The following is a 22,521-nucleotide window of genomic DNA, read 5'->3' as shown; positions in this document are numbered from 1 at the left end:
CCTCAGACCCGCGCCGCTGTCACCGCCGCCGAACCCCAGGTGGTTCTCCAGCGACGCTTGACGCCGTGCAGGCCAAACCACGCCAGCACACCGAGGCTGGCGAACAACCACAGCGCCAGTTGATAACTGCCGGTGCTTTGCTTGATCGCGCCCATTCCGGCCGCCAGAGCGAAGCCGCCGATCCCGCCGGCCATGCCGATCAGCCCGGTCATCACGCCGATCTCCAGACGAAAACGCTGCGGCACCAGTTGGAAAACCGCACCGTTGCCTGCGCCCAGGCCGAGCATGGTGCAAACGAAAAGCGCCAGCGCCGCGTAGGAACTTGGCAGGTTGAAGCCGACGGCGGCGATGCAGATGGCGGCGACGGTGTACATCGCCAGCAAAGTGCGGATGCCGCCGAAGCGATCGGCCAGCGCGCCACCCAACGGCCGCATCAAGCTGCCGCCGAACACGCAGGCAGCGGTGTAGTAGCCGGCGGTTACCGGGCTCAGACCGTATTGATCGTTGAAGTAACCGGGCAGGGCACTGGCCAGGCCGATGAAACCGCCGAAGGTGACGCTGTAGAAAAACATGAACCACCAGCTGTCGCGATCACCGAGGGCCTTGAAGTAGTCGGCCATGGCTTTCGGTTTTGGCCGCTGCGGGGCGTTTTTTGCCAACAAGGCGAACAACACCAAAGTCAGGATCAGCGGGATCAGGGCGAACCCGAAGACATTGCTCCAGCCGAAAGCAGCGGCAATCACTGGCGCCAGCAGCGCGGCGAACACGGTGCCGGAATTGCCCGCACCGGCGATGCCCATGGCTTTGCCCTGATGCTCTGGCGGGTACCACTGCGAGGCCAGCGGCAGGGCCACGGCGAACGACGCGCCGGCCATGCCGAGGAACAGGCCGAGGATCAGCGCTTGTTCATAAGTGTGGATACCCAGTTTCCAGGCGCCGAACAGTGCGCAGATGACGATGACCTGACCGATCAGCCCGGCGGTCTTCGGCGACAAGCGATCAGCGAGCATGCCCATGGCGAAGCGCAACACCGCGCCGGCGAGAATTGGCGTGGCAACGACGAGGCCGCGCTGCTGGGTGGTCAGGTGCAGGTCGGCGGCAATCTGCACCGCCAGCGGGCCGAGCAGGTACCAGACCATGAAGCTCAGGTCGAAATACAGGAAGGCCGCGAACAGGGTCGGGGTATGGCCGGATTTCCAGAAGCTTGAATTCATCGCGCACCTCGGCTGAAAAGAGTCTCGAAAGGAGTCATGCACAGCAGGTGGAGCGCCTCACGGCCGCACCACCGGCCCCGCTCTGTGGGGCCAAAACGCAAAAACGCCGCTACCTGGTTCGCCGAGGGGCGAACGGGGTGAGCGACGTCTTTGTCGTAGGTGGGGCAACCGCCGTTGGTTACCTGTGCGGTTTACTTAGCGAGATTTGTGCCAACAGCTGAAAAGCAAAAGCCCCTCACCCTAGCCCTCTCCCAGAGGGAGAGGGAACCGAGCGGGGGATGGCCGAATCATTTGCCGATCTGAACGATTTCGAGTGAATCCATAATCGACTCGGTCGTTCAGGTCGGCGGACAGCGCAAGACAACGCGGTCGGTCCCCTCTCCCTCCGGGAGAGGGCTAGGGTGAGGGGCTCTTGATTTGCAGCGAAAATTTCAGCCCAGCAACTCACTCATGGCAATGATCTGCTCCGCCACCTGAATCAGCTTCTGCTGGCGGCTCATGGCCTGGCGGCGCATCAGCGTATAGGCCTCTTCCTCGTTGCAGTCCTTCATCTTCATCAGCAAACCCTTGGCCAGCTCAATGCGCTTGCGCTCGGCCAGTTGCTGGTCACGGGCCTGCAATTGCGCGCGCAGGGCCTGGTCACTCTCGAAGCGCGCCATCGCCACGTCGAGAATCGGCTGCAACCGTTGTGCGTGAATGCCTTCGACGATGTAGGCACTGACCCCGGATTTGATCGCCTGACGCATCACCCCCGGGTCATGTTCGTCGGTAAACATCACGATCGGCCGGGGCTGGTCGCGGCTGACCAGCACCACTTGCTCCATGACATCGCGGCTCGGTGACTCGGTATCGATCAGGATCACGTCCGGGCGCACCGTTTCGACGCGCGCCGGCAGGTCGATGGTCAGGCCGGACTCGTCGATTACCTCGAAGCCGGCCTCGGTCAGCGCCGCTTTCAGGCGTCCGACTTTTTTCGCGGTGTCGTTGATCAGCAGAATGCGCAACATGTTCGCGGTCTCCTGTCAGCGCTGGGCGAGAAGCGGGGCGGTGTCGTTCAGGGCATGCAGTTTGAAACTGCGCGCATAGCCCGCCGGATCGCTGCCGTCCCAGACCTTGCCGTCGAGCAACTGGCTGCTGCGCAGGTCGGCGTGCGAAGCCGCAATACCGACAGCGCTGGCTGCCTCGCGATACAGATCCAGACGCTGAACCTGGCGGGCGACGGCCAGATAATCCGGATCCTCGCGCAACAGACCCCAGCGACGGAACTGGGTCATGAACCACATGCCGTCGGAAAGGTAGGGCAGATTGACCTCGCCATCGCCATGAAAACGCAGCGCATGCGGATCCTGCCAGCGATTGCCGAGGCCATCGGCGTAGTCACCCATAAAACGCGGCTCGATGCACGCGGCGGGGGTGTCGAGGTATTCGGTGGCGCTGAGCAATTGCGCGGTACTGCGGCGGTTTTCCGGGCTTTCTTCGATGAAGCGACTGGCCTCAAGAATGGCCATGACCAGCGCCCGCGCGGTGTTGGGGTATTGCTCGACGAATTCCCGGGTGCAGCCGAGGACTTTTTCCGGGTGATCGGGCCAGATGCTCTGGCTGGTCGCCAGGGTGAAGCCGAGATCCTGCTGCACGGCGCTGGCCGCCCACGGTTCGCCGACGCAAAAACCGTCGATGCGCCCGGCTTGCAGGTGCGCAACCATTTGCGGCGGCGGCACCACCACGCTGTCGACGTCCTGCAACGGATGAATGCCCTGGCTCGCCAGCCAGTAATAAAGCCACATCGCATGGGTGCCGGTGGGGAAGGTTTGGGCGAAGGTCAGTTTTGCGCGGCTTTGGTGCACACGCCGATCGAGCGCTTCAGGACTGTTCACGCCAGCCTGTTGCAAACCATGGGACAGGTTCAGGCTCTGGCCATTCTGGTTCAGGCCCATCAGCACTGCCATGTCGGTCGGGGCGACGCCGCCGATGCCCAGGTGCACCGCATAAATCAGTCCGTACAGGCTGTGCGCGGCATCCAGTTCGCCGCTGACCAGTTTGTCGCGCAGGTTGGCCCATGACGCCTGCCGCTTGAGGTTCAGGGTCAAGCCGTAGGGCTGGGCGAAGCCCTGAGTGGCGGCGACCACCACCGAGGCGCAGTCGCTCAGCGCCATGAAGCCGAGATCGATCGCGCCCTTTTCCGGCGCATCGCTGCCATTGACCCAGGCCAGAGGCCCCAAGGACGTTTCGTTCATACGCTACCTCAAAAAAAACGTCGTCCCGGATTCTGCGCAGGCAAAACCCGGGGACGACGCCATTGTCCTGGCCTGCGCGCCGTCATTGGCGGCAGACTGATGAGCGGGGTGGTGCAAGGCATATGCCAGTCGCCTGATTCGTACAGGCGCCTCGCGCCGGGGGACGATGCCCGGCTATAATCGCCGCCTCTTTTCGCCGCCCGAGTCATTGCCGCCCATGTACACCCTGGCCCGTCAGCTGTTGTTCAAACTTTCCCCGGAAACCTCCCACGATCTGTCGCTGGATCTGATCGGCGCGGGTGGACGTTTGGGCCTCAACGGCTTGCTGTGCAAGGCGCCGGCGAAAATGCCGGTGACCGTCATGGGGCTGGAGTTCCCGAACCCGGTGGGGCTGGCGGCAGGCCTGGACAAGAACGGCGCGGCTATCGATGGCTTTGCGCAACTGGGTTTCGGTTTTGTCGAAATCGGCACCGTGACCCCGCGTCCGCAGCCGGGTAACCCGAAACCACGAATCTTCCGCCTGCCGGAAGCCGAGGCGATCATCAACCGCATGGGCTTCAACAACCTTGGCGTGGATAACCTGCTGGCGCGGGTCGCTGCGGCGAAATACCAGGGCGTGCTGGGGATCAATATCGGCAAGAACTTCGACACACCGGTCGAGCGTGCGGTCGACGATTACCTGATCTGCCTGGACAAGGTCTACGCCCACGCCAGCTACGTCACCGTCAACGTCAGTTCGCCGAATACCCCGGGCTTGCGCAGCCTGCAGTTCGGTGACTCGCTCAAGCAATTGCTCGCGGATCTGGCCACCCGTCGCGCCGAACTGGCCCTGCGTCACGGCAAGCATGTGCCGCTGGCGATCAAGATCGCGCCGGACATGACCGACGAAGAGACTGCGCAGGTTGCCCAGGCATTGATCGAAACCGGCATGGACGCGGTCATCGCCACCAATACGACTTTGAGCCGTGTCGGTGTTGAAGGCATGGAGCATGGCGACGAGGCGGGCGGTCTGTCCGGCGCGCCAGTGCGTGAGAAGAGCACCCATACCGTGAAAGTGCTGGCGGGCGAATTGGCCGGGCGTTTGCCGATCATTGCCGCGGGCGGGATTACCGAGGGCAAGCACGCGGCGGAGAAGATCACGGCCGGTGCAAGCCTGGTGCAGATCTATTCGGGCTTCATCTACAAAGGCCCGGCGCTGATTCGTGAATCGGTGGATGCGATCGCCGCGTTGCGCTGAGGATTGCCGAGGCGTTGGGGGGCCTTTGTGGCGAGGGGATTTATCCCCGCTGGGCTGCCCAGCAGCCCCAAACCTTGCACATTGATATGCCAGTTAAATTGAAATTCCGACTTCGCGACTGCTGCGCAGCCGAGCGGGGATAAATCCCCTCGCCACGTGGAACCCGGTTAACCCTTTTTGCAGGCAATAAAAAGGGCTCCTCGAAGGAGCCCCTGGGCCGTAGCCCGCCGTCCGGGAAGGACGTGCGTGGTTAATTCGTTGCAAATTCAGATTGTCGTGTCGGAATAAATGCCCTGTGTCAGCCGACGGCGTGAAGTTCGTTGAGTCTGTGGATTCCCGCAGTGCCGGTCATACCGTCCCAGTTGTCGCCGCGTCCTTCTCGCCAGCCGTTGATCCAGGCTTGACGTACCGACGGTAGAGTAAATGGGCAAAGCTCACGGGATTTGCCACCAACGCCATATTGATATCCGCGCAAAAATGCTCTTTCCAACGGATCACGCTTAAGTCTTCTCATAGGGTGTTTCCCTCACTTGTTGACTGTAGTGTCGCGTTGACCTCAATTGAGGTCTGGCAGAAAAAACCTGCCATCGTGCGGCTCGCTGCCGGCGTGGCGAGCCAAGGTGTTGACGCCGTTGCGACGTCAACCTGTGCTCAGTTCTAACCAATGAGTCACACCGAGGGAATGATCGTTTTGTCATAAGCACGTAACGTAAAGGATGCTATGGCGATAAGTAACCGCGTATTTATTCAACGTTCATTGCGCAAACCCCGGTATGATCGGCGCCCCGCTGGCTCAGGGGGTTAATCCTTTAGTGAGAATGACCCACGTTTGCGCTTGGGTAATATTCGACGAAGGGTCGCTTTCAGTCTTTTTGTTGCACCAACTTTTTTATCTGTCCCGGCATCTAAGCTCTTTTAACCCGAGCAGCGGGGATGGAACGGCACACCTTCGTGCCACGCGGGCGCTCTTTCAGAAAAGCGCCTGATTGAAAACCGGGTCGGCAATGCGTTGCCGGCCCACTAGCCAAAGGCTCTGGAATTACCATGTCCGATCGTTTCGAACTCTTCCTCACTTGCCCCAAAGGCCTTGAAGGCCTGCTCATCGAGGAAGCCGTCGGGCTTGGCCTTGAAGAAGCGCGCGAGCACACCTCCGCCGTGCGTGGCATGGCGACCATGGAAACCGCCTATCGCCTGTGCCTCTGGTCGCGTCTGGCCAACCGTGTGTTGCTGGTGCTCAAGCGTTTCCCGATGAAGGACGCCGAAGACCTCTACCACGGCGTGCTCGACATCGACTGGCAGGATCACATGCTCAGCGACGGCACCCTGGCCGTCGAATTCAGCGGCCACGGCTCGGGCATCGACAACACCCACTTCGGCGCGCTGAAAGTCAAAGACGCCATCGTCGACAAACTGCGCACGCCGCAGGGCGATCGTCCATCCATCGACAAACTCAACCCGGACCTGCGCATTCACCTGCGTCTGGATCGCGGCGAAGCGATTCTGTCCCTCGACCTGTCCGGCCACAGCCTGCACCAGCGCGGCTATCGCTTGCAGCAGGGTGCGGCGCCGCTGAAGGAAAACCTCGCCGCCGCCATCCTCATCCGTTCCGGCTGGCCGCGTATTGCTGCCGAGGGCGGCGCGCTGGCTGACCCGATGTGCGGTGTCGGTACGTTCCTCGTTGAAGCGGCGATGATCGCCGCCGACATGGCGCCGAACCTGCGTCGCGAGCAGTGGGGCTTTACCGCGTGGCTCGGTCACGTGCCGGCACTGTGGAAAAAACTGCACGAAGAAGCCGTCGAGCGCGCCGCTGCCGGTCTGGCCAAACCGCCGCTGTGGATTCGTGGTTACGAAGCCGATCCACGACTGATTCAGCCAGGCCGCAACAACGTTGAACGTGCCGGCCTCAGTGAGTGGATCAAGATTTATCAGGGCGAAGTGGCGACGTTCGAGCCGCGCCCGGATCAGAACCAGAAAGGTCTGGTGATCTGCAACCCGCCGTACGGCGAGCGTCTCGGTGACGAAGCCAGCCTGCTGTATCTCTACCAGAATCTTGGCGAGCGTCTGCGTCAGGCCTGCCTGAACTGGGAAGCGGCGGTGTTCACCGGCGCCCCGGACCTGGGCAAGCGCATGGGCATTCGCAGCCATAAACAGTATTCGTTCTGGAACGGCGCGCTGCCGTGCAAACTGCTGCTGATCAAGGTTCTGCCGGATCAGTTCGTCACTGGCGAACGTCGCACTCCGGAACAGCGTCAGGCCGAGCGCGAGCAAGCGGCTTACGACCAGACCCCGGACGAGCCGCAAGAGCGCAAGTTCAACAAGAACGGCAACCCGATTAAGCCGACGCCAGCCCCGGCGCCAGTGATCGAGCAGCCGCGCCTGAGCGAAGGCGGGCAGATGTTTGCCAATCGCTTGCAGAAAAATCTCAAGGCGATGGGCAAGTGGGTCAAGCGCGAAGGCATTGATTGCTACCGCGTTTACGATGCCGACATGCCGGAATACGCGATGGCCATCGACCTGTACCAGGACTGGGTGCACGTTCAGGAATACGCCGCGCCGAAATCCATCGACCCGGAAAAAGCCTCCGCGCGCATGTTCGATGCGCTGGCGGCCATTCCGCAGGCGTTGAACGTCGACAAGAACCGCGTGGTGGTCAAGCGCCGCGAGCGGCAGAGCGGCACCAAGCAGTACGAGCGTCAGGCGGCGCAGGGCAAGTTCGTCGAGGTCAATGAGGGCGGGGTGAAGTTGCTGGTCAACCTCACCGACTACCTCGACACCGGCCTGTTCCTCGATCACCGGCCGATGCGCATGCGCATTCAGAAAGAGGCGGCCGGCAAGCGCTTCCTCAATCTGTTCTGCTACACCGCGACCGCCAGCGTGCACGCGGCCAAGGGCGGCGCGCGCAGCACCACCAGCGTCGACCTGTCGAAAACCTATCTGGACTGGGCGCGCCGCAACCTGTCGCTGAACGGCTTCTCGGACAAGAACCGTCTGGAGCAGGGCGATGTGATGGCGTGGCTGGAAAGCAGCCGCGACGAGTACGACCTGATCTTCATCGACCCGCCGACGTTCTCCAACTCCAAGCGCATGGAAGGCATCTTCGACGTGCAGCGCGATCAGGTGCAGTTGATCGACTTGGCCATGGCACGTCTGGCACCGGGTGGCGTGCTGTATTTCTCCAACAACTTCCGCAAGTTCCAGTTGGAGGAAAACCTCGCCGAGCGTTATGCGGTCGAGGAAATCAGCGCGCAGACCATTGATCCGGATTTCGCGCGCAATACCAAGATCCACCGCGCCTGGAAAATCACGGCTCGTTGACGCTTTCACTGGTTGGATCCACAGAGCGTTGATTTTTAACGGCTCGGTGGATCCAGCGGTGCTAGCTAAATTAGTGGCTAATAGCTATAACTCACACACCGCCAATGGGGTTTTTCCCGGGAATCTGGCGGAGTGAGTCGTGCTTATGCCGTTGCACCCCGTGCGCCCGAAAATCCTCGGTTTCATCAGTGAAGACGTCTCAGCCTGGCTGGTCGCTTTGCTGGTGTTGCTTGCCGGCGGGATTCTCACCGGGCTGCTCGCATGGGGCACTTTCAACCAGTTTCAGCAACAATCGCGTCAGCGTTTCCAACTGCTGGCCAACGAACGCTACAGCCGCATCGCCGAACGTTTTCAAGACCAGGAGCAACGTCTCGATAGTCTGCGGCGGTTCTTCGCCAACTCCGAATCAGTGTCCCGCACCGAATTCGACGGGTACTCTCGACCCTTATTGCTGCGCACCCAAGCCTATACCTACGCGCCGCGAGTCAGCGGTGCCGAACGGACCGCGTTCGAACAGCAGGTGCGTGATGAGGGCCTGAGCGAGTTCACCATTCGCGAACTGGACGCCAAAGGCGAATTGCAACTGGCGCCGCCGCGCGACGAATACGTGCCGGTGCTCTACACGCAAACCCAAAGCCGACTGGCGCCACCGCTGGGCTACGACTTGCTCGCCCAACCCTTGCGCCGCGAAACCCTGCAACGCGCCGACCAGCTCGGCAGCATGGCAGTGTCGCAACCGATGCATCTGGTCGGGATCGAGCCGTCATACGCGCGTGGGGTGTTGCTACTGGCGCCGGTCAGTCGCCCGGGCGGGTCACAGCCGTTCGGCTATGTGATGGCGGTGATCAGCATGCGCCAGTTGCTCGCCGACGGGCTGCCCGATGCCCTGCACGATTATTTGTCGGTGCGCATTCTCGACCTGTCGACCCAAGGGCAGCACGAGGCGTTGTTCGAATCGACCAACGAAGCGGTGCCCGGCGATCTGGCGGCGACGCGCTTGCTGCGCATGGCCGATCATGACTATCAGGTCGATATCCTGCCAAGCTACGCGTTCATGCAGGCCAACCATTCTTCGGTGGGCAGTGTGATCATTCTGGGCGGCTTGCTCAGCGCGCTGCTCAGTGCCTTGCTTTACGTACTGGTCAGCCAGCGTCAGCGCGCAGTGCGCCTGGTCGAGGTGCGCACCCAGGAGTTGCATGAACGCGAGCAGGAACTGCGCGGCACCCACGGTCAACTGCGCGGCGTGCTGAATGCCGCCACTCAGGTCGCGATCATTGCCACCGACCTGCGCGGCGTGATCAACACTTTCAATCCCGGTGCCGAGCAAATGCTCGGCTACAGCAGTGCCGAAGTCGTTGGGCGGATGACCCTGGAAAACCTGCATTTGCCCCGCGAGCTGGCAGCGCGTTCGGCGGAGCTGAGCGCGCGTTACGGCAAAAGTATTCCGACTTGCCACGCGATGCTGGTCGAGGGCGGCGAAGTCGGTGGCCATGAAGCACGCGAATGGACCCTGGTGCGCAGCGATGGCAGCCACCTGCCGGTGAACATGCTCGCCACCCCGGTGCTTGACGAGCAAGGCCTGTGGGTCGGTCATCTGGCGATCTGCATCGACATCACCGAGCGCAAACGCGTGCACGAAGTGCTGGCAGCACGCGACACATTGCTGAAGAAGCTCAGCGCCCATGTTCCCGGTGGCATCTACCAATTCAAAATGGAATTCGACGGACGCTTCAGCGTGATCTACGCCAGCGATGGCATCCGCGACATCTACGAGCTGGAGCCGGATGTGCTGCTGCTCGACTCCGAGGCGATCTTCAGTCGTATCCACCCGCAGGATGCGATTCGCGTGCGCAGCTCGATCCGCGAATCGGCGGAAAATCTCAGCCCATGGCGCGAGGAGTATCGCGTGCAACTGCCCGAGCGCGGTCTGCGCTGGGTGCGCGGCGAGGCGACGCCGGAAGAGCTGCCGGGCGGCGGGGTGCTGTGGCACGGTTATATCTCGGATATCTCCGATCTCAAGCGCGTGGAAGAAGAATTGCGCGCGTTGTCGATCACCGACTCGCTGACCGGCATTCACAACCGCCGCTATTTCCAGGAACGCCTGACCACCGAAATGGCCCGGGTCGAGCGTGGCGGCGGCGAGTTGTCGGTGATCATGCTCGACATCGACCACTTCAAGCGCATCAATGATCAGTTCGGCCACGCCGTCGGCGACCGCGTGCTGCAGGCAGTCTGCGAGCGGATCGGCCATCGCCTGCGCCGCACCGACGTGTTCTGCCGTTTGGGCGGTGAAGAGTTCATGGTGCTGTGCCCGGATATCGACGGTGAACACGCCTACATGCTGGCGATGGAGTTGTGGGAAGGTTTGCGCAGCGCGCCGGTGGACGTGGTCGGCTTGGTCACCGCGAGTTTCGGCATCGCCAGCTGGCGCCCGGGGGAGGGCGCAGATGCGTTGTTGCTGCGCGCTGATTCAGGGGTTTACGCAGCGAAGCAGAATGGCCGGGATCGGGTTGAGCGGGAGATGAGCTGATTCGAACCTGGCACCTGACCCTGTGGGGCAGATGGGGCCTTGCGCTGATTTCTTGTGGGAGCGAGCCTGCTCGCGAAAGCGGTGTGGCAGCCACTGAACAAGCTGACTGAACCGACGTCTTCGCGAGCAGGCTCGCTCCCACAATTGAATCTGCCGCGCTTACAGCACCGAAGCGGTCTGCGGCAGTTTCGGCTGTTTGTACAGATCCAGCAGCACCTGATCGAGTACCGACGAGGCGCCGAACGGGGCCTTGTCGTTGAGGATCGCTACCACCGCCCAGGTATTGCCATTCACATCACGGCTGAAACCGGCGATTGCGCGCACGGTGTTCAGGGTGCCGGTCTTGACGTGGGCTTCGCCGCGCATTGCCGTGGTTTTCAGGCGTTTGCGCATGGTGCCGTCGGTGCCGGCAATCGGCAGCGAACTGATGTATTCGGCGGCGTACGGGCTGTGCCAGGCGGCCTGCAGCATGTTGGCCATCTCACGCGCGCTGACCCGCTCGGCCCGCGACAAACCAGAGCCATTCTCCATCACCAGATGCGGCGCGGTGATGCCTTTCTTCGCCAGCCACTGACGCACCACGCGTTGCGCAGCCCGGGCGTCATCACCGTCGGCATCGTTGCGGAAACGCTGGCCAAGGCTGAGGAACAGCTGCTGGGCCATGGTGTTGTTACTGTATTTGTTGATGTCGCGGATGATCTCGGCCAGATCCGGCGAGTACGCGCGGGCGAGCAGTTTGGCGCTGCTCGGCGTCGGTGCCAGACGATCCTTGCCCTGGATGCTGCCACCCAGTTCCTTCCAGATCGCCCGCACAGCGCCGGCGGTGTAGGTCGCGTGGTCGAGCAGCGACAGGTAAGTCTGCGAGCTGCAGCCTTCGCCCAACTGGCCGCCGACGGTTACGGTCACACTGCCATCGGCCTGCGGCACCGGGTTGTAGCGCACGCCGCCGGTGCATTGCTTGGACGGCAGCGCCTTGACAGTGTTTTCGATACGAATGCTGGCAATCGGCGGCTCAACCGAAATCAGTACGCGGCCACCGTCATTGCGCGCGACGAAGCGCAGGGCCTTGAGGTTGACCAGCAATGAGTCGGGCTTGACCAGGAACGGCTTGTTGTCGTCGTTGCCGTCATCGTTGAATTCCGGCAATTGCGGCTGCACGAAGAAATTGCGGTCGAGGATCAGGTCACCGGTAATCTGGGTCACGCCATTGGCGCGCAGGTCGCGCATCAACAGCCAGAGTTTCTCCATGTTCAGCTTCGGGTCACCGCCGCCCTTGAGGTAGAGGTTGCCGTTGAGAATGCCGCCGCTCAGGTCGCCGTCGGTGTAGAACTCGGTTTTCCACTGATGGTTGGGGCCGAGCATTTCCAGCGCCGCGTAGGTGGTGACCAGTTTCATTGTCGAGGCCGGATTGACCGAGACGTCGGCGTTGAACACGGTCGGCGTGCCCGGACCGTCGAGCGGCACCATCACCAGCGACAGCGCAGTGGGCTGCAACTTGCTGGCCTTGAGGGCTTTTTCGACGTTCGGGGTGAGGGAAGTGTTGATGGTGGCAGCGGAGACAGGCAGGGCCAGAGGCAGAAGAAGGCCGGCGAGAAACAGTGGACGCAACGATTTGATCATATGCAATAAAACCCTGCAAAAGAGGGGAAAAAAGACGAGGACATGGATGAAAAGGCCCTCAGTGGTCATGAAAGTGTCGGCATTATGCCCCAAGCTGTAACAGCTTGTGCCGTGTCAGGCCCGGCCAATCGCTTATTTTTTTACAGGCGGTCGGCCGCAGCGACCAGAGAGTCGGGCAATCGCCGGCTTAAACTGGTAAAGTGCCGGCCGTTATTACTTAAGAGGATTGTTCCAATGGCGACTAACCGTTCCCAGCGTCTGCGCAAAAAACTGTGCGTTGATGAATTTCAAGAGCTGGGTTTCGAACTGAACCTGGACTTCAAAGAAGACTTGTCCGAAGAAGCCATTGACGCTTTCCTCGAAGCATTCATCAAAGAAGCCATGGAAGCCAACGGTCTGGGTTATGTTGGCGGCGACGACTTCGGTCTGGTGTGCCTGCAGAAGCGTGGCTCGGTCAACGAAGAGCAGCGCGCTGCCGTTGAAGCCTGGCTGAAAAACCGCTCCGAGCTGACCAAGTACGAAGTCAGCCCGCTGCTGGACGTGTGGTATCCGGAAAAGCCGATCAACGCGGCCAAGTGATACTGAAAAAACGGCGACCTTCGGGTCGCCGTTTTTTTTCGTCTGGGGTTTGGGTGGTACGGCTTGGGTTTGGTGGTGGATTCGCCCCTCACCCCAGCCCTCTCCCCGAGGAGAGGGAGCCGACTTGCGGGCTTTTCAAAACCTGAGTTCGACTCGATATCCCACGTCGGCGTATGTCTTCCAGACACCTCGGTCAGTCCCCTCTCCCTTTGGGAGAGGGCTAGGGTGAGGGGCTTTTGATCTTTTGCCTTAAGCTTTGCGCCAATTGAGGAACAGCAAGGTCAGCACCCCCGCAACAATCCCCCAAAACGCCGAACCAATGGAAAACAGCGTCAGCCCCGACGCCGTGACCATGAAGGTGATCAACGCCGCTTCCCGTTCCTTCACCTCGCTCATGGCAATGCTCAAGCCATTGATGATCGAGCCGAACAGCGCCAGCGCGGCAATCGACAGCACCAGTTCTTTCGGCAACGCCGCAAACAATGCCGCCAACGTCGCGCCGAACACCCCGGCAATCCCGTAGAACACCCCGCACCACACCGCTGCGGTGTAGCGCTTGTTGCGATCTTCGTGGGCATGCGGGCCGGTGCAGATCGCCGCGCTGATCGCTGCGAGGTTGATGCCGTGGGAGCCGAACGGCGCCAACAGCAGCGAGGCAATGCCGGTGGTGGTGATCAGTGGCGAGGCCGGGACGTTATAGCCATCGGCGCGGAGCACGGCGATGCCGGGCATGTTCTGCGAGGTCATCGCCACCACGAACAGCGGAATGCCGATGCTGATGGTCGCCGCCAGTGAAAAGTGCGGGGTGGTCCAGACTGGCGTGGCAACTTCCAGATGAAACGCACTGAAATCCAGCAGCCCCATGAAGCCCGACAGCGCGGTGCCGATCAGCAGCGCCGCGAGCACGGCATAGCGTGGCGACAGGCGCTTGACCAGCAGATAAGTGAAGAACATTCCCAGCACCAGACCGGTACGGTGTTGCGCGGCGACGAAGATTTCGCTGCCGATCTTGAACAGAATCCCTGCCAGCAAGGCCGCCGCCAAAGAGGCCGGGATCTTTTTTACCAGCCGTTCGAAGCTGCCGGTCAGGCCGCAGATCGTCACCAGCACCGCGCAGGTGACATAGGCGCCGATTGCCTCGCCATAACTGACACCGCCCAGGCTGGTGATCAGCAACGCCGCGCCGGGGGTCGACCAGGCGATGGTGATCGGTGTGCGATAGCGCAGCGACAGGCCGATCGAACACACTGCCATGCCGATAGAAATTGCCCAGATCCACGAAGAAATCTGCCCGCTGCTCAGGCCGGCCGCTTGCCCGGCCTGGAACATCAGCACCAGCGAACTGGTGTAGCCGGTCATCATCGCGATGAAACCGGCGACGATGGCGGAAGGCGAGGTGTCGGCCAGAGGGCGCAAGCGGGCGTGGGTGGCGTCGGTCATGACGGCGGTGTTCCTTATACCAATGGAGATGTCCGCCACAACACATCACCTCTGTGGGAGCGAGCCTGCTCGCGAAAGCGGTAGGTCAGTCAACATTCATAGTGAATGTGGAATGGCTTTCGCGAGCAGGCTCGCTCCCACGGGAGGATTGCGGTCATGCAGCGGATTCTGCGATCAAGCCTAAACTCAAACGTAACCCAACGTTGCAATACAGCCGCAGGCGCAAACAGCCGTACAGTCGTGTTGCCACCATTCATTGTGTACAATCGCGCTGTTTTTTACGCGATACTTGCCAGCGACCTACTGTGCCGTATTACAGTCACGGTCTATTCGCCGCAGTTTTCCCGACTCGAGTGCCCATGAACGAACAGTTGCAACCCCTCAAGAAACAACCGCGAGCAGGCAAAGCCGGCCGCAGCGGAACCCAGGACGATATTGTCTACGCGCATATCTTCGAGGCCATCCTCGAACAGCGCCTGGCGCCCGGTACCAAGTTGAGCGAAGAAGCGCTGGGGGAAATCTTCGGGGTCAGCCGCACCATCATTCGCCGCGCGCTGTCGCGTCTGGCCCATGAAGGCGTGGTGCTGTTGCGGCCCAATCGTGGTGCCGTGGTCGCCAGCCCGAGCGTTGAAGAGGCGCGTCAGGTGTTTCTCGCCCGGCGTCTGGTCGAGCGGGCGATCACTGAACTGGCGGTGCAACATGCCACTGCCGAGCAGATCGCCGAACTGCGGCAGATGGTCAACGACGAGCGCGACAGTTTCTCCCGTGGCGATCGTGGTGCCGGTATTCGTCTGTCGGGCGAATTCCACCTGAAACTGGCGGAAGCGGCGATGAACGCACCGTTGATCAGCTTCCAGCGCAGCCTGGTGTCGCAGACTTCGCTGATCATCGCCCAGTACGAAAGCGGCAACCGCTCGCATTGCTCTTACGACGAACACACCCAGTTGATCGACGCCATCGAAAAGCGCGACGGCGAACTGGCGGTGAACCTGATGATGCATCACATGGATCACATCGACAGCAAGCTCAACCTCGACGAGGAAGGCGCGTCGGATGATCTGCATGCGGTATTCTCGCATTTGTTGCAGACCAAGAAGCCGGGGCGCCCAGCGGCCAAGCTCTAAGCTGAGACCGAGTCGCGGCTTTCGCGAGCAGGCTCGCTCCCACAGGGGAATGCATTTCAAAGGTGGGAGCGAGCCTGCTCGCGAAGACAACCTGACCGGCAACAAAAATCCCCCGGGGTAAACACCACCGGGGGATTTTTTATGCCTCGGGAAAACCTACCGCTGATGCACCAGCGCTCCCGCAGCGTAAGTCTGCTGCACCGTGCGGTCATCCCCCAGCGTCATCAGTACAAACAACGTCTCGGCAATGTTATTGGACTGCTTCAAGCGATAACTCAGCAGCGGCGTGGCGTTGTAATCCAGCACCAGGAAGTCGGCATCGGAGCCAGGTTGCAGGTTGCCGATCTTGTCTTCCAGGCGCAGCGCCCGCGCACCCCCGAGGGTCGCCAGATACAGCGACTTGAACGGGCTCAACCGCGCACCCTGCAATTGCATGACCTTGTAGGCTTCGTTGAGGGTTTGCAGCAGGGAGAAACTGGTACCGCCGCCGACGTCGGTGCCGAGGCCGACATTGAGCTTGTGCTTTTCCGCCATCGGCAGGTTGAACAGGCCGCTGCCGAGGAACAGGTTCGAGGTCGGGCAGAACGAGATCGCCGAGCCGGTTTCCGCCAGTCGCGCGCATTCTTCGTCACACAGGTGCACGCCGTGGGCGAATACCGAGCGTTCGCCAAGCAACTGGTAGTGATCGTAGACGTCGAGGTAACCCTTGCGCTCCGGGAACAGCTCTTTGACCCACTCGATTTCCTTGAGGTTTTCGCTGATGTGGGTCTGCATATACAGATCCGGGTATTCCGTCAGCAATTGCCCGGCCAGGGTCAGTTGTTCCGGGGTGCTGGTGGGGGCGAAACGCGGCGTCACCGCATAGTGCAAGCGACCCTTGCCGTGCCAGCGCTCGATCAGCGCCTTGCTGTCGACGTAGCTGGATTCGGCGGTATCGACCAGATAGTCCGGGGCATTGCGGTCCATCATCACCTTGCCGGCGATCATGCGCAGATCAAGCTTCTCGGCGGCCTCGAAAAACGAATTCACCGATTGCGGATGCACGCTGCCGAACACCAGCGCCGTGGTGGTGCCGTTGCGCAGCAGTTCCTTGATGAAAATATCGGCCACTTCGTCGGCGTGAGCCTTGTCGTCAAACTGGCTTTCGCAGGGAAAGGTGTAGGTGTTCAGCCAGTCGAGCAGTTGCTCGCCGTAGGAGCCGACCATGCCGGTTTGCGGCAGGTGAATGTGCGTGTCGATAAAGCCCGGTGTGATCAGCGCATCCTGATAATGGTTGATCTCGATATCTGCCGGCAGGGTTGGCAGCAGTTCGCTGGCGTGGCCGAGGGCACTGATCTTGCCGTCGTCGACCACCAGCAGGCCGTCCTCGAAATATTCATAAGAGGCTTCGATGCCGACTTCGGCAGGGTCGGCAATGCTGTGCAGGATGGCGGCGCGGTAGGCTTTGCGAGTCAGAGGCATGAGGTTTCTCTAATCAGTTTGAGGCTTTGAGTTTGGCGGACTGGCTGCGGCGCGAGGCGGGCAGCAGTCGGGCAATCGGTTCGGCGCGGGCGCTGTGCTGGCCGAAATTGGCGTTGTAAGTGGCGATGATTTCGCCGGCGATGGAGATGGCGATTTCCACAGGCAGTTTGCCTTTGACTTCGCCGATGCCCATCGGGCAGCGCATGCGCTGCACCACGCTCGGGTCGAAACCACGATCACGCAGACGGTGTTCGAATTTGGCGCGTTTGGTTTTCGAGCCGATCAGGCCGAACCAAGTGAAATCGTTACGCTTGAGAATCGCCGCGGTCAGCTCCAGATCGAGCTGATGGTTGTGGGTCATGACGATGCAGTAGCTGCCGGCGGGCAGATCATCGACTTCGTCCACCGGCTCTTCGCTGACGATTTTACGCACGCCGTGGGGAATGTGTTCGGGGAACTCCGCCTCGCGCGAATCGATCCAGCGCACCCGGCAGGGCAGGCTAGCCAGCAGCGGCACGAGGGCGCGCCCGACATGGCCGGCACCGAATACGGCAATCTGTGCCTGCACCTGGCCCATGGGTTCGAACAGCAACACCGTGGCGCCACCGCAGCATTGGCCGAGGCTGGCGCCGAGGCTGAAGCGCTCCAGATGGGTGTCCTGCTTACCGCTGGCGAGCATCTCGCGGGCGATCTGCATGGCTTTGAATTCCAGATGCCCGCCACCAATGGTGTCGAACAGGCGGTCGGCACTGACGACCATTTTCGAGCCGGCGTTGCGTGGCGTCGAGCCAAGTTCTTCGATGATCGTCACCAGCACACAGGGTTCGCCCTGGTTCTGCAGGTCGGCGAGGGCGTCGATCCAGTTGTACATGTTCACCTCGACATCTTCGTTGTCTGTGCCGGCCTCTTCGCGAGCAGGCTCGCTCCCACATTGGCAATGCATTCCAAATGTGGGAGCGAGCCTGCTCGCGAATGGCCGCGCCTCGGTCCTAAAGCGGAGCCAGCTCGGTTTCAGCTTCGACAGCCTTCACCGCTTTGAGCTGGCGCATCTGCTCACAGCCCCACAACACCCGCTCCGGCGTGGCCGGCGCATCGATCTTCGGCTGATGCTGATAATCACCGAGACTCGCCACCGCGTCCTTGATCGCGCACCACGCGGCGATGCCGAGCATGAACGGCGGTTCACCGACAGCTTTGGAATGGAACACCGTGTCTTCCGGGTTCTTGCGGTTTTCCACCAGTTTCACCCGCAGATCCAGCGGCATGTCCGCCACCGCCGGGATCTTGTAGCTGGCCGGGCCGTTGGTCATCAGCTTGCCCTTGTTGTTCCAGACCAGCTCTTCCATGGTCAGCCAGCCCATGCCCTGGACGAAACCGCCCTCGACCTGACCGATGTCGATCGACGGGTTCAGCGAGGCGCCGACGTCATGCAGGATGTCGGTGCGCAGCATCTTGTACTCGCCGGTCAGGGTGTCGACGATCACTTCGCAGCAGGCTGCGCCGAAAGCGAAGTAGTAGAACGGACGGCCCCGCGCCTGACTGCGGTCGTAGTAGATTTTCGGAGTCTTGTAGAAGCCGGTGCTCGACAGCGAGACCTGATTGAAATACGCCTGCTGGATCAGCGCTTCGAAGGTCAGGATCTGCTCGCGCACCCGCACGTGGCCATTGCGGAATTCGACGTCTTCTTCGCTGACCTTGTAGTGCCGCGCGGCGAACTCGACCAAGCGTTGCTTGATGGTCTGTGCTGCGTTCTGCGCGGCTTTGCCGTTCAGGTCAGCGCCGCTGGAGGCAGCGGTCGGCGAGGTGTTTGGCACCTTGTCGGTGTTGGTCGCGGTGATCTGCACACGGTCGATTTCGACCTGGAACACCTCAGCCACAACCTGAGCGACTTTGGTATTCAGGCCCTGACCCATTTCCGTGCCGCCGTGGTTCAGGTGGATGCTGCCGTCGGTGTAGATGTGGATCAGCGCACCGGCCTGATTGAGGAAACTGGCGGTGAAGGAAATGCCGAATTTCACCGGTGTCAGCGCCAGGCCTTTTTTCAGGATCGGGCTGTTGGCGTTGTAGCGACGGATCGCTTCGCGGCGCTCGGCGTACTGGCTGCTTTCTTCCAGTTCGGCGGTCATCTCTTCGAGCATGTTGTGCTCGACGGTCTGGTAGTAGTGGGTGACGTTGCGCTCGGTTTTCCCGTAGTAGTTGGCCTTGCGCACCGCCAGCGGGTCGAGCTTCAAATGACGGGCAATTGCGTCCATCACTTCTTCGATGGCGACCATGCCTTGCGGGCCGCCGAAGCCGCGATAGGCGGTGTTCGACGCGGTGTTGGTCTTGCAACGGTGACCGTTGATGGTCGCATCGCCGAGATAGTAGGAGTTGTCCGAGTGGAACATCGCGCGGTCAACGATCGAAGCAGACAAGTCCGGCGAGCAGCCGCAGTTGCCGGCCAGCTCCATGTTGATCCCGTGCAGACGGCCGCTGCTGTCGAAGCCGACGTCGTATTCAACGTAGAACGGGTGGCGCTTGCCGGTCATCAGCATGTCTTCGACGCGCGGCAGGCGCATCTTGGTCGGTTGGCCGGTGAGGTGCGCGACCACCGCGCACATGCACGCCGGGCTCGCGGCCTGGGTTTCCTTGCCACCGAAACCACCGCCCATGCGGCGCATGTCGACAACGATCTTGTTCATCGACACGTCGAGCACTTCGGCGACCAGTTTCTGCACTTCGGTCGGGTTCTGCGTCGAGCAGTAGACGATCATCCCGCCATCTTCGGTGGGCATCACCGAGGAGATTTGTGTCTCCAGATAGAAGTGCTCCTGGCCGCCGATGTGCAGCGTGCCCTGAATACGGTGTTCAGCCGTGGCCAGTGCAGAGGCCGAGTCGCCGCGCTGGTGGGTGTGGCTGTCGAGCACGAAATGGCGCTTGCGCAGGGCTTCGACGACGTCGAGCACCGGTTCCAGATCTTCGTATTCGATGATCGCCGCCATCGCTGCTTTGCGCGCGGTTTCCAGGTCTTTCGCCGCGACCGCCAGCACTGGCTGGCCGACAAACTGCACATCATCGATGGCCAACAGCGGATCGCCCGGCATCAGCGGGCCGATGTCTTTCAGGCCCGGCACGTCTTCGTGGGTGATGACGATGCGCACGCCTTCGAAGGCGTAGCACGGCGACGTGTCGATGCTGAGGATTTTCGCGTGGGCGCGGTCCGACAGGCGCGCATACAGATGCAACTGGTTGGGGAATTCCAGGCGATCGTCGATGTACTGCGCTTCACCGGACACATGCTTGGCGGCGCTGTCGTGCTTGACGCTGCGACCGACACCGGTGGTCAGATCCTTGGCGAACAATTCGGCCAATTCAGCCTGGGTCTTCTCTACGGCGTGATGATTAGACATAAGCGGTCACCCGAGTCTCGATGTGCGGTGTTTGCAGTTCGATGAAGTATTTGCGCAGCAGGTTCTGCGCGCTGAGCAGGCGATATTCCTTGCTGGCGCGGAAGTCCGAGAGCGGTGTGAAATCTTCGGCCAGCGCGGCGCAGGCGCGTTCGATCACGGCATTGTTGAACGGCGCGCCTTGCAGCACGGCTTCGCAGTGCGCAGCGCGTTTCGGAATCGCCGCCATGCCGCCGAAGGCCACGCGCGCGTCGCTGATCACGCCATTTTCCACGCGCAGATTGAACGCAGCGCAGACGGCGGAGATGTCATCATCCAGGCGCTTCGACACTTTATAGGCGCGGAACAACTGCTCGGCGCTGGCACGCGGAACGATGATTTTCTCGATGAATTCGCTTTCCTGACGCGCGGTGACGCGATAGTCGATGAAGTAATCTTCCAGGTTCAAGGTGCGGCGGGTTTCGCCTTTGCACAGCACGATCTGCGCGCCGAGGGCGATCAGCAGCGGTGGCGAGTCACCGATCGGCGAGGCGTTGCCGATGTTGCCGCCGAGGGTGCCTTGATTGCGGATCTGCAACGAGGCGAAGCGGTGCAGCAGTTCGCCGAAGTCCGGGTACTCGGCATTCAACGCCTCGTAGCAGTCGGAGAGAGCGGTGGCGGCGCCGATTTCGATGCGGTCATCGAAGGTTTCGATGCGCTTCATTTCGGCGACGTTACCGACATAGATCATCACCGGCAGAGTGCGGTGGAACTGGGTGACTTCCAGCGCCAGATCGGTGCCGCCGGCGAGCAGCCGCGCTTGTGGATAAGCGTCGTAGAGATCGGCCAGGTCAGCGACGGTCAGCGGCACCAGGCAGCGCTTGTCGCCGCTGTTGAGTTCGCCGATATCGGTCGGCGCGATGGCTTTGAGGCGGGCAATGGTTTCGGCTTCGCGGGCGTCGAACTGATCCGCAGGCTTGGCGCAGCAGGATTGTTCGGCAGCGGCGAGAATAGGGCGGTAGCCGGTGCAGCGGCAGAGGTTGCCGGCCAGCGCTTCGTGAGCCTTGGCCTGATCCGGCGCATCGCTGTTCTTTTGCAGGGCGAACAACGACATGACGAAACCGGGGGTGCAGAAGCCGCACTGCGAACCGTGGCACTCGACCATGGCTTTCTGCACGCTGTGCAGTTCGCCCTTGTGCTTGAGGTCTTCAACGCTGATCAGTTGCTTGCCATGCAATGACGAAACGAAAGTCAGGCACGAATTGAGGCTGCGATAACGAATATGCTCACGCCCGCTGTCATCGGTCTGCAACTCGCCAACCACCACGGTGCAGGCGCCGCAGTCACCGCTGGCGCAACCTTCTTTGGTGCCGGGCTTGCCCACGTGTTCGCGCAGGTAATTGAGCACAGTCAGATTCGGGTCCAGGGCGTGCTCGCTACGGAGTTCCTGGTTAAGTAAAAACTGGATCACGGAAGGCCTCGCAGACTCATTATTGTTGTTAACCGACGTGAACCGAATTTAGCAGGTCTGACTTTTCGGTCAATGGTTTTCTGACTTAAAGGTCAGGAAAATCCGTTTCGTCGATCAACAGCGTGTCTATTCAGTATTGACCTTCATCGGTCACTGCGCTTTTTTTGCGGGATTCGTGCCAAAAACCGCTGAGTGGGCACTCCGCCATGACCGCGCATTTGCGCTACACTGCGCCGCTTGTGCAGATCGATAGAGTTTGAAGGACAACCATGACGTTCAAGGCGCCGGACAGCCTCGCCGAGCAAATCGCTCACCACCTCGCCGAACGCATCATTCGTGGCGAAATGAAGCCGGGAGAGCGCATCCAGGAACAGAAGGTCACGCTGGCGCTCAACGTCAGCCGCGGTTCGGTCCGCGAAGCCTTGCTGATCCTCGAGCGCCGTCACCTGATCGCGATCCTGCCGCGTCGTGGCGCCCACGTTACCGAGCTGACGCCGCACAAGGTGCAGAGCCTGTGCACGCTGATGAGCGAGCTGTACATCCTGCTCGGCAATTCCGTGGCCAATGGCTGGCAAGTGCAGTCGGACATGGCGCCGTTCGTACAGATCCAGCAGCGCCTGACCGCCAATTACGAACGCGGCGATATCCGCAGCTTCGTCGATGACAGCTTTGCGGTGATGCGCGCCGCCTATCCGTTTGCCAACAATCCGTACCTGCAAGAAACCGTCGAGAACCTCCAGCCGGCGATGAGCCGCGCGTATTTCCTCGCCCTCGAACAGCGCAAGGCGGAAATGAGCGAGTTCCTCGAACTGTTCGAACGCTTGCTCGCCGCCGTACTCGCCCGTGATTTGCCGCAGATCCGCATCGTGCTCACGGCGTATGCCCAGCGCAGCTGCGATCTGGTGGTGTCTGCGCTGACGGTTGCCTGAGC

General features: G+C 61.2%; 16 protein-coding genes. 6 read left to right on the top strand and 10 right to left on the bottom strand.

Translation table 11 applies throughout. From position 1 onward, the window contains the following. Positions 1–2: 2 nt before the first annotated feature. The 3 genes from PspCFBP13508_RS23415 to PspCFBP13508_RS23405 form a co-directional block, all read right to left on the bottom strand. The gene (locus PspCFBP13508_RS23415) at positions 3–1,214 is read right to left on the bottom strand and encodes a nitrate/nitrite transporter (protein ID WP_137215823.1); all 1,212 of its coding nucleotides are present in this window, start codon (positions 1,212–1,214) and stop codon (positions 3–5) included. A gap of 431 nt (positions 1,215–1,645) precedes the next feature. Next, entirely contained in the window at positions 1,646–2,221 is a 576-nt protein-coding gene (locus tag PspCFBP13508_RS23410; protein WP_007916390.1) for an ANTAR domain-containing protein, read from the bottom strand. A 15-nt stretch (positions 2,222–2,236) separates the two neighbouring features. Then, positions 2,237–3,448 (bottom strand): CmpA/NrtA family ABC transporter substrate-binding protein, encoded by a 1,212-nt coding sequence (locus PspCFBP13508_RS23405; protein WP_137215822.1) that lies wholly within the window; start codon positions 3,446–3,448, stop codon positions 2,237–2,239. Positions 3,449–3,665: 217 nt separating this feature from the next. On the opposite strand from PspCFBP13508_RS23405, the gene PspCFBP13508_RS23400 reads away from it, so the two are divergent. Further along, the gene (locus tag PspCFBP13508_RS23400) at positions 3,666–4,685 is read left to right on the top strand and encodes a quinone-dependent dihydroorotate dehydrogenase (RefSeq protein WP_071171588.1); all 1,020 of its coding nucleotides are present in this window, start codon (positions 3,666–3,668) and stop codon (positions 4,683–4,685) included. 298 nt (positions 4,686–4,983) lie between these two features. On the opposite strand, the gene PspCFBP13508_RS23395 is transcribed toward PspCFBP13508_RS23400, so the two are convergent. Further along, positions 4,984–5,199: a ribosome modulation factor gene (locus tag PspCFBP13508_RS23395; RefSeq protein WP_003223300.1), complete on the bottom strand. Its 216-nt coding sequence runs from the start codon at positions 5,197–5,199 to the stop codon at positions 4,984–4,986. Positions 5,200–5,729: 530 nt separating this feature from the next. Here PspCFBP13508_RS23395 and rlmKL point away from each other — a divergent pair. Together rlmKL and PspCFBP13508_RS23385 are read left to right on the top strand one after the other, a co-directional pair. Next, entirely contained in the window at positions 5,730–8,000 is a 2,271-nt protein-coding gene (gene rlmKL, locus PspCFBP13508_RS23390; RefSeq protein WP_137215821.1) for a bifunctional 23S rRNA (guanine(2069)-N(7))-methyltransferase RlmK/23S rRNA (guanine(2445)-N(2))-methyltransferase RlmL, read from the top strand. A 145-nt stretch (positions 8,001–8,145) separates the two neighbouring features. Then, complete coding sequence (locus PspCFBP13508_RS23385; RefSeq protein ID WP_137215820.1) at positions 8,146–10,530, top strand: diguanylate cyclase; 2,385 nt, start codon at positions 8,146–8,148, stop codon at positions 10,528–10,530. Between the two features lie 159 nt (positions 10,531–10,689). Here PspCFBP13508_RS23385 and dacB read toward each other — a convergent pair whose 3' ends face one another. Next, positions 10,690–12,150 (bottom strand): D-alanyl-D-alanine carboxypeptidase/D-alanyl-D-alanine-endopeptidase, encoded by a 1,461-nt coding sequence (gene dacB / locus PspCFBP13508_RS23375; protein WP_039763007.1) that lies wholly within the window; start codon positions 12,148–12,150, stop codon positions 10,690–10,692. Between the two features lie 234 nt (positions 12,151–12,384). Here dacB and PspCFBP13508_RS23370 point away from each other — a divergent pair, with 234 nt between their 5' ends. Further along, complete coding sequence (locus tag PspCFBP13508_RS23370; protein ID WP_016773843.1) at positions 12,385–12,729, top strand: YggL family protein; 345 nt, start codon at positions 12,385–12,387, stop codon at positions 12,727–12,729. A 249-nt stretch (positions 12,730–12,978) separates the two neighbouring features. Here the strand turns inward: PspCFBP13508_RS23370 and PspCFBP13508_RS23365 are convergent, their stop codons facing one another. Continuing rightward, positions 12,979–14,169 carry a benzoate/H(+) symporter BenE family transporter gene (locus tag PspCFBP13508_RS23365; protein ID WP_137215818.1) on the bottom strand — a complete coding sequence of 397 codons (1,191 nt, stop codon included), beginning with the start codon at positions 14,167–14,169 and terminating at the stop codon, positions 12,979–12,981. A 359-nt stretch (positions 14,170–14,528) separates the two neighbouring features. Between PspCFBP13508_RS23365 and PspCFBP13508_RS23355 the strand changes: the two genes are divergently transcribed. After that, a complete protein-coding gene (locus tag PspCFBP13508_RS23355) occupies positions 14,529–15,293 on the top strand; it encodes a GntR family transcriptional regulator (RefSeq protein ID WP_007918375.1) in 765 nt (254 codons plus the stop codon). A gap of 156 nt (positions 15,294–15,449) precedes the next feature. On the opposite strand, the gene guaD is transcribed toward PspCFBP13508_RS23355, so the two are convergent. The 4 genes from guaD to xdhA all read right to left on the bottom strand — a co-directional run bounded on the left by guaD (position 15,450) and on the right by xdhA (position 21,590). Then, the gene (gene guaD / locus PspCFBP13508_RS23350; protein WP_137215816.1) at positions 15,450–16,754 is read right to left on the bottom strand and encodes a guanine deaminase; all 1,305 of its coding nucleotides are present in this window, start codon (positions 16,752–16,754) and stop codon (positions 15,450–15,452) included. Between the two features lie 13 nt (positions 16,755–16,767). Next, on the bottom strand, positions 16,768–17,625 hold the full coding sequence (xdhC, locus tag PspCFBP13508_RS23345; RefSeq protein WP_073473987.1) for a xanthine dehydrogenase accessory protein XdhC: 858 nt from the start codon (positions 17,623–17,625) through the stop codon (positions 16,768–16,770). A 118-nt stretch (positions 17,626–17,743) separates the two neighbouring features. Continuing rightward, the gene (gene xdhB, locus PspCFBP13508_RS23340; RefSeq protein ID WP_137215815.1) at positions 17,744–20,143 is read right to left on the bottom strand and encodes a xanthine dehydrogenase molybdopterin binding subunit; all 2,400 of its coding nucleotides are present in this window, start codon (positions 20,141–20,143) and stop codon (positions 17,744–17,746) included. Then, positions 20,136–21,590, bottom strand: a complete 1,455-nt coding sequence (gene xdhA, locus PspCFBP13508_RS23335; RefSeq protein ID WP_125927743.1) for a xanthine dehydrogenase small subunit — start codon at positions 21,588–21,590, stop codon at positions 20,136–20,138. The genes xdhB and xdhA overlap by 8 nt, the downstream gene beginning before the upstream one ends. A 269-nt stretch (positions 21,591–21,859) precedes the next feature. On the opposite strand from xdhA, the gene PspCFBP13508_RS23330 reads away from it, so the two are divergent. Next, on the top strand, positions 21,860–22,519 hold the full coding sequence (locus tag PspCFBP13508_RS23330) for a GntR family transcriptional regulator (protein WP_039763015.1): 660 nt from the start codon (positions 21,860–21,862) through the stop codon (positions 22,517–22,519). Positions 22,520–22,521: the final 2 nt, after the last annotated feature.

This window comes from Pseudomonas sp. CFBP13508, assembly GCF_005233515.1.
Classification (GTDB): Bacteria; Pseudomonadota; Gammaproteobacteria; order Pseudomonadales; family Pseudomonadaceae; genus Aquipseudomonas; species Aquipseudomonas mercuritolerans.
This window is presented reverse-complemented; position numbering and strand designations above follow the sequence as displayed.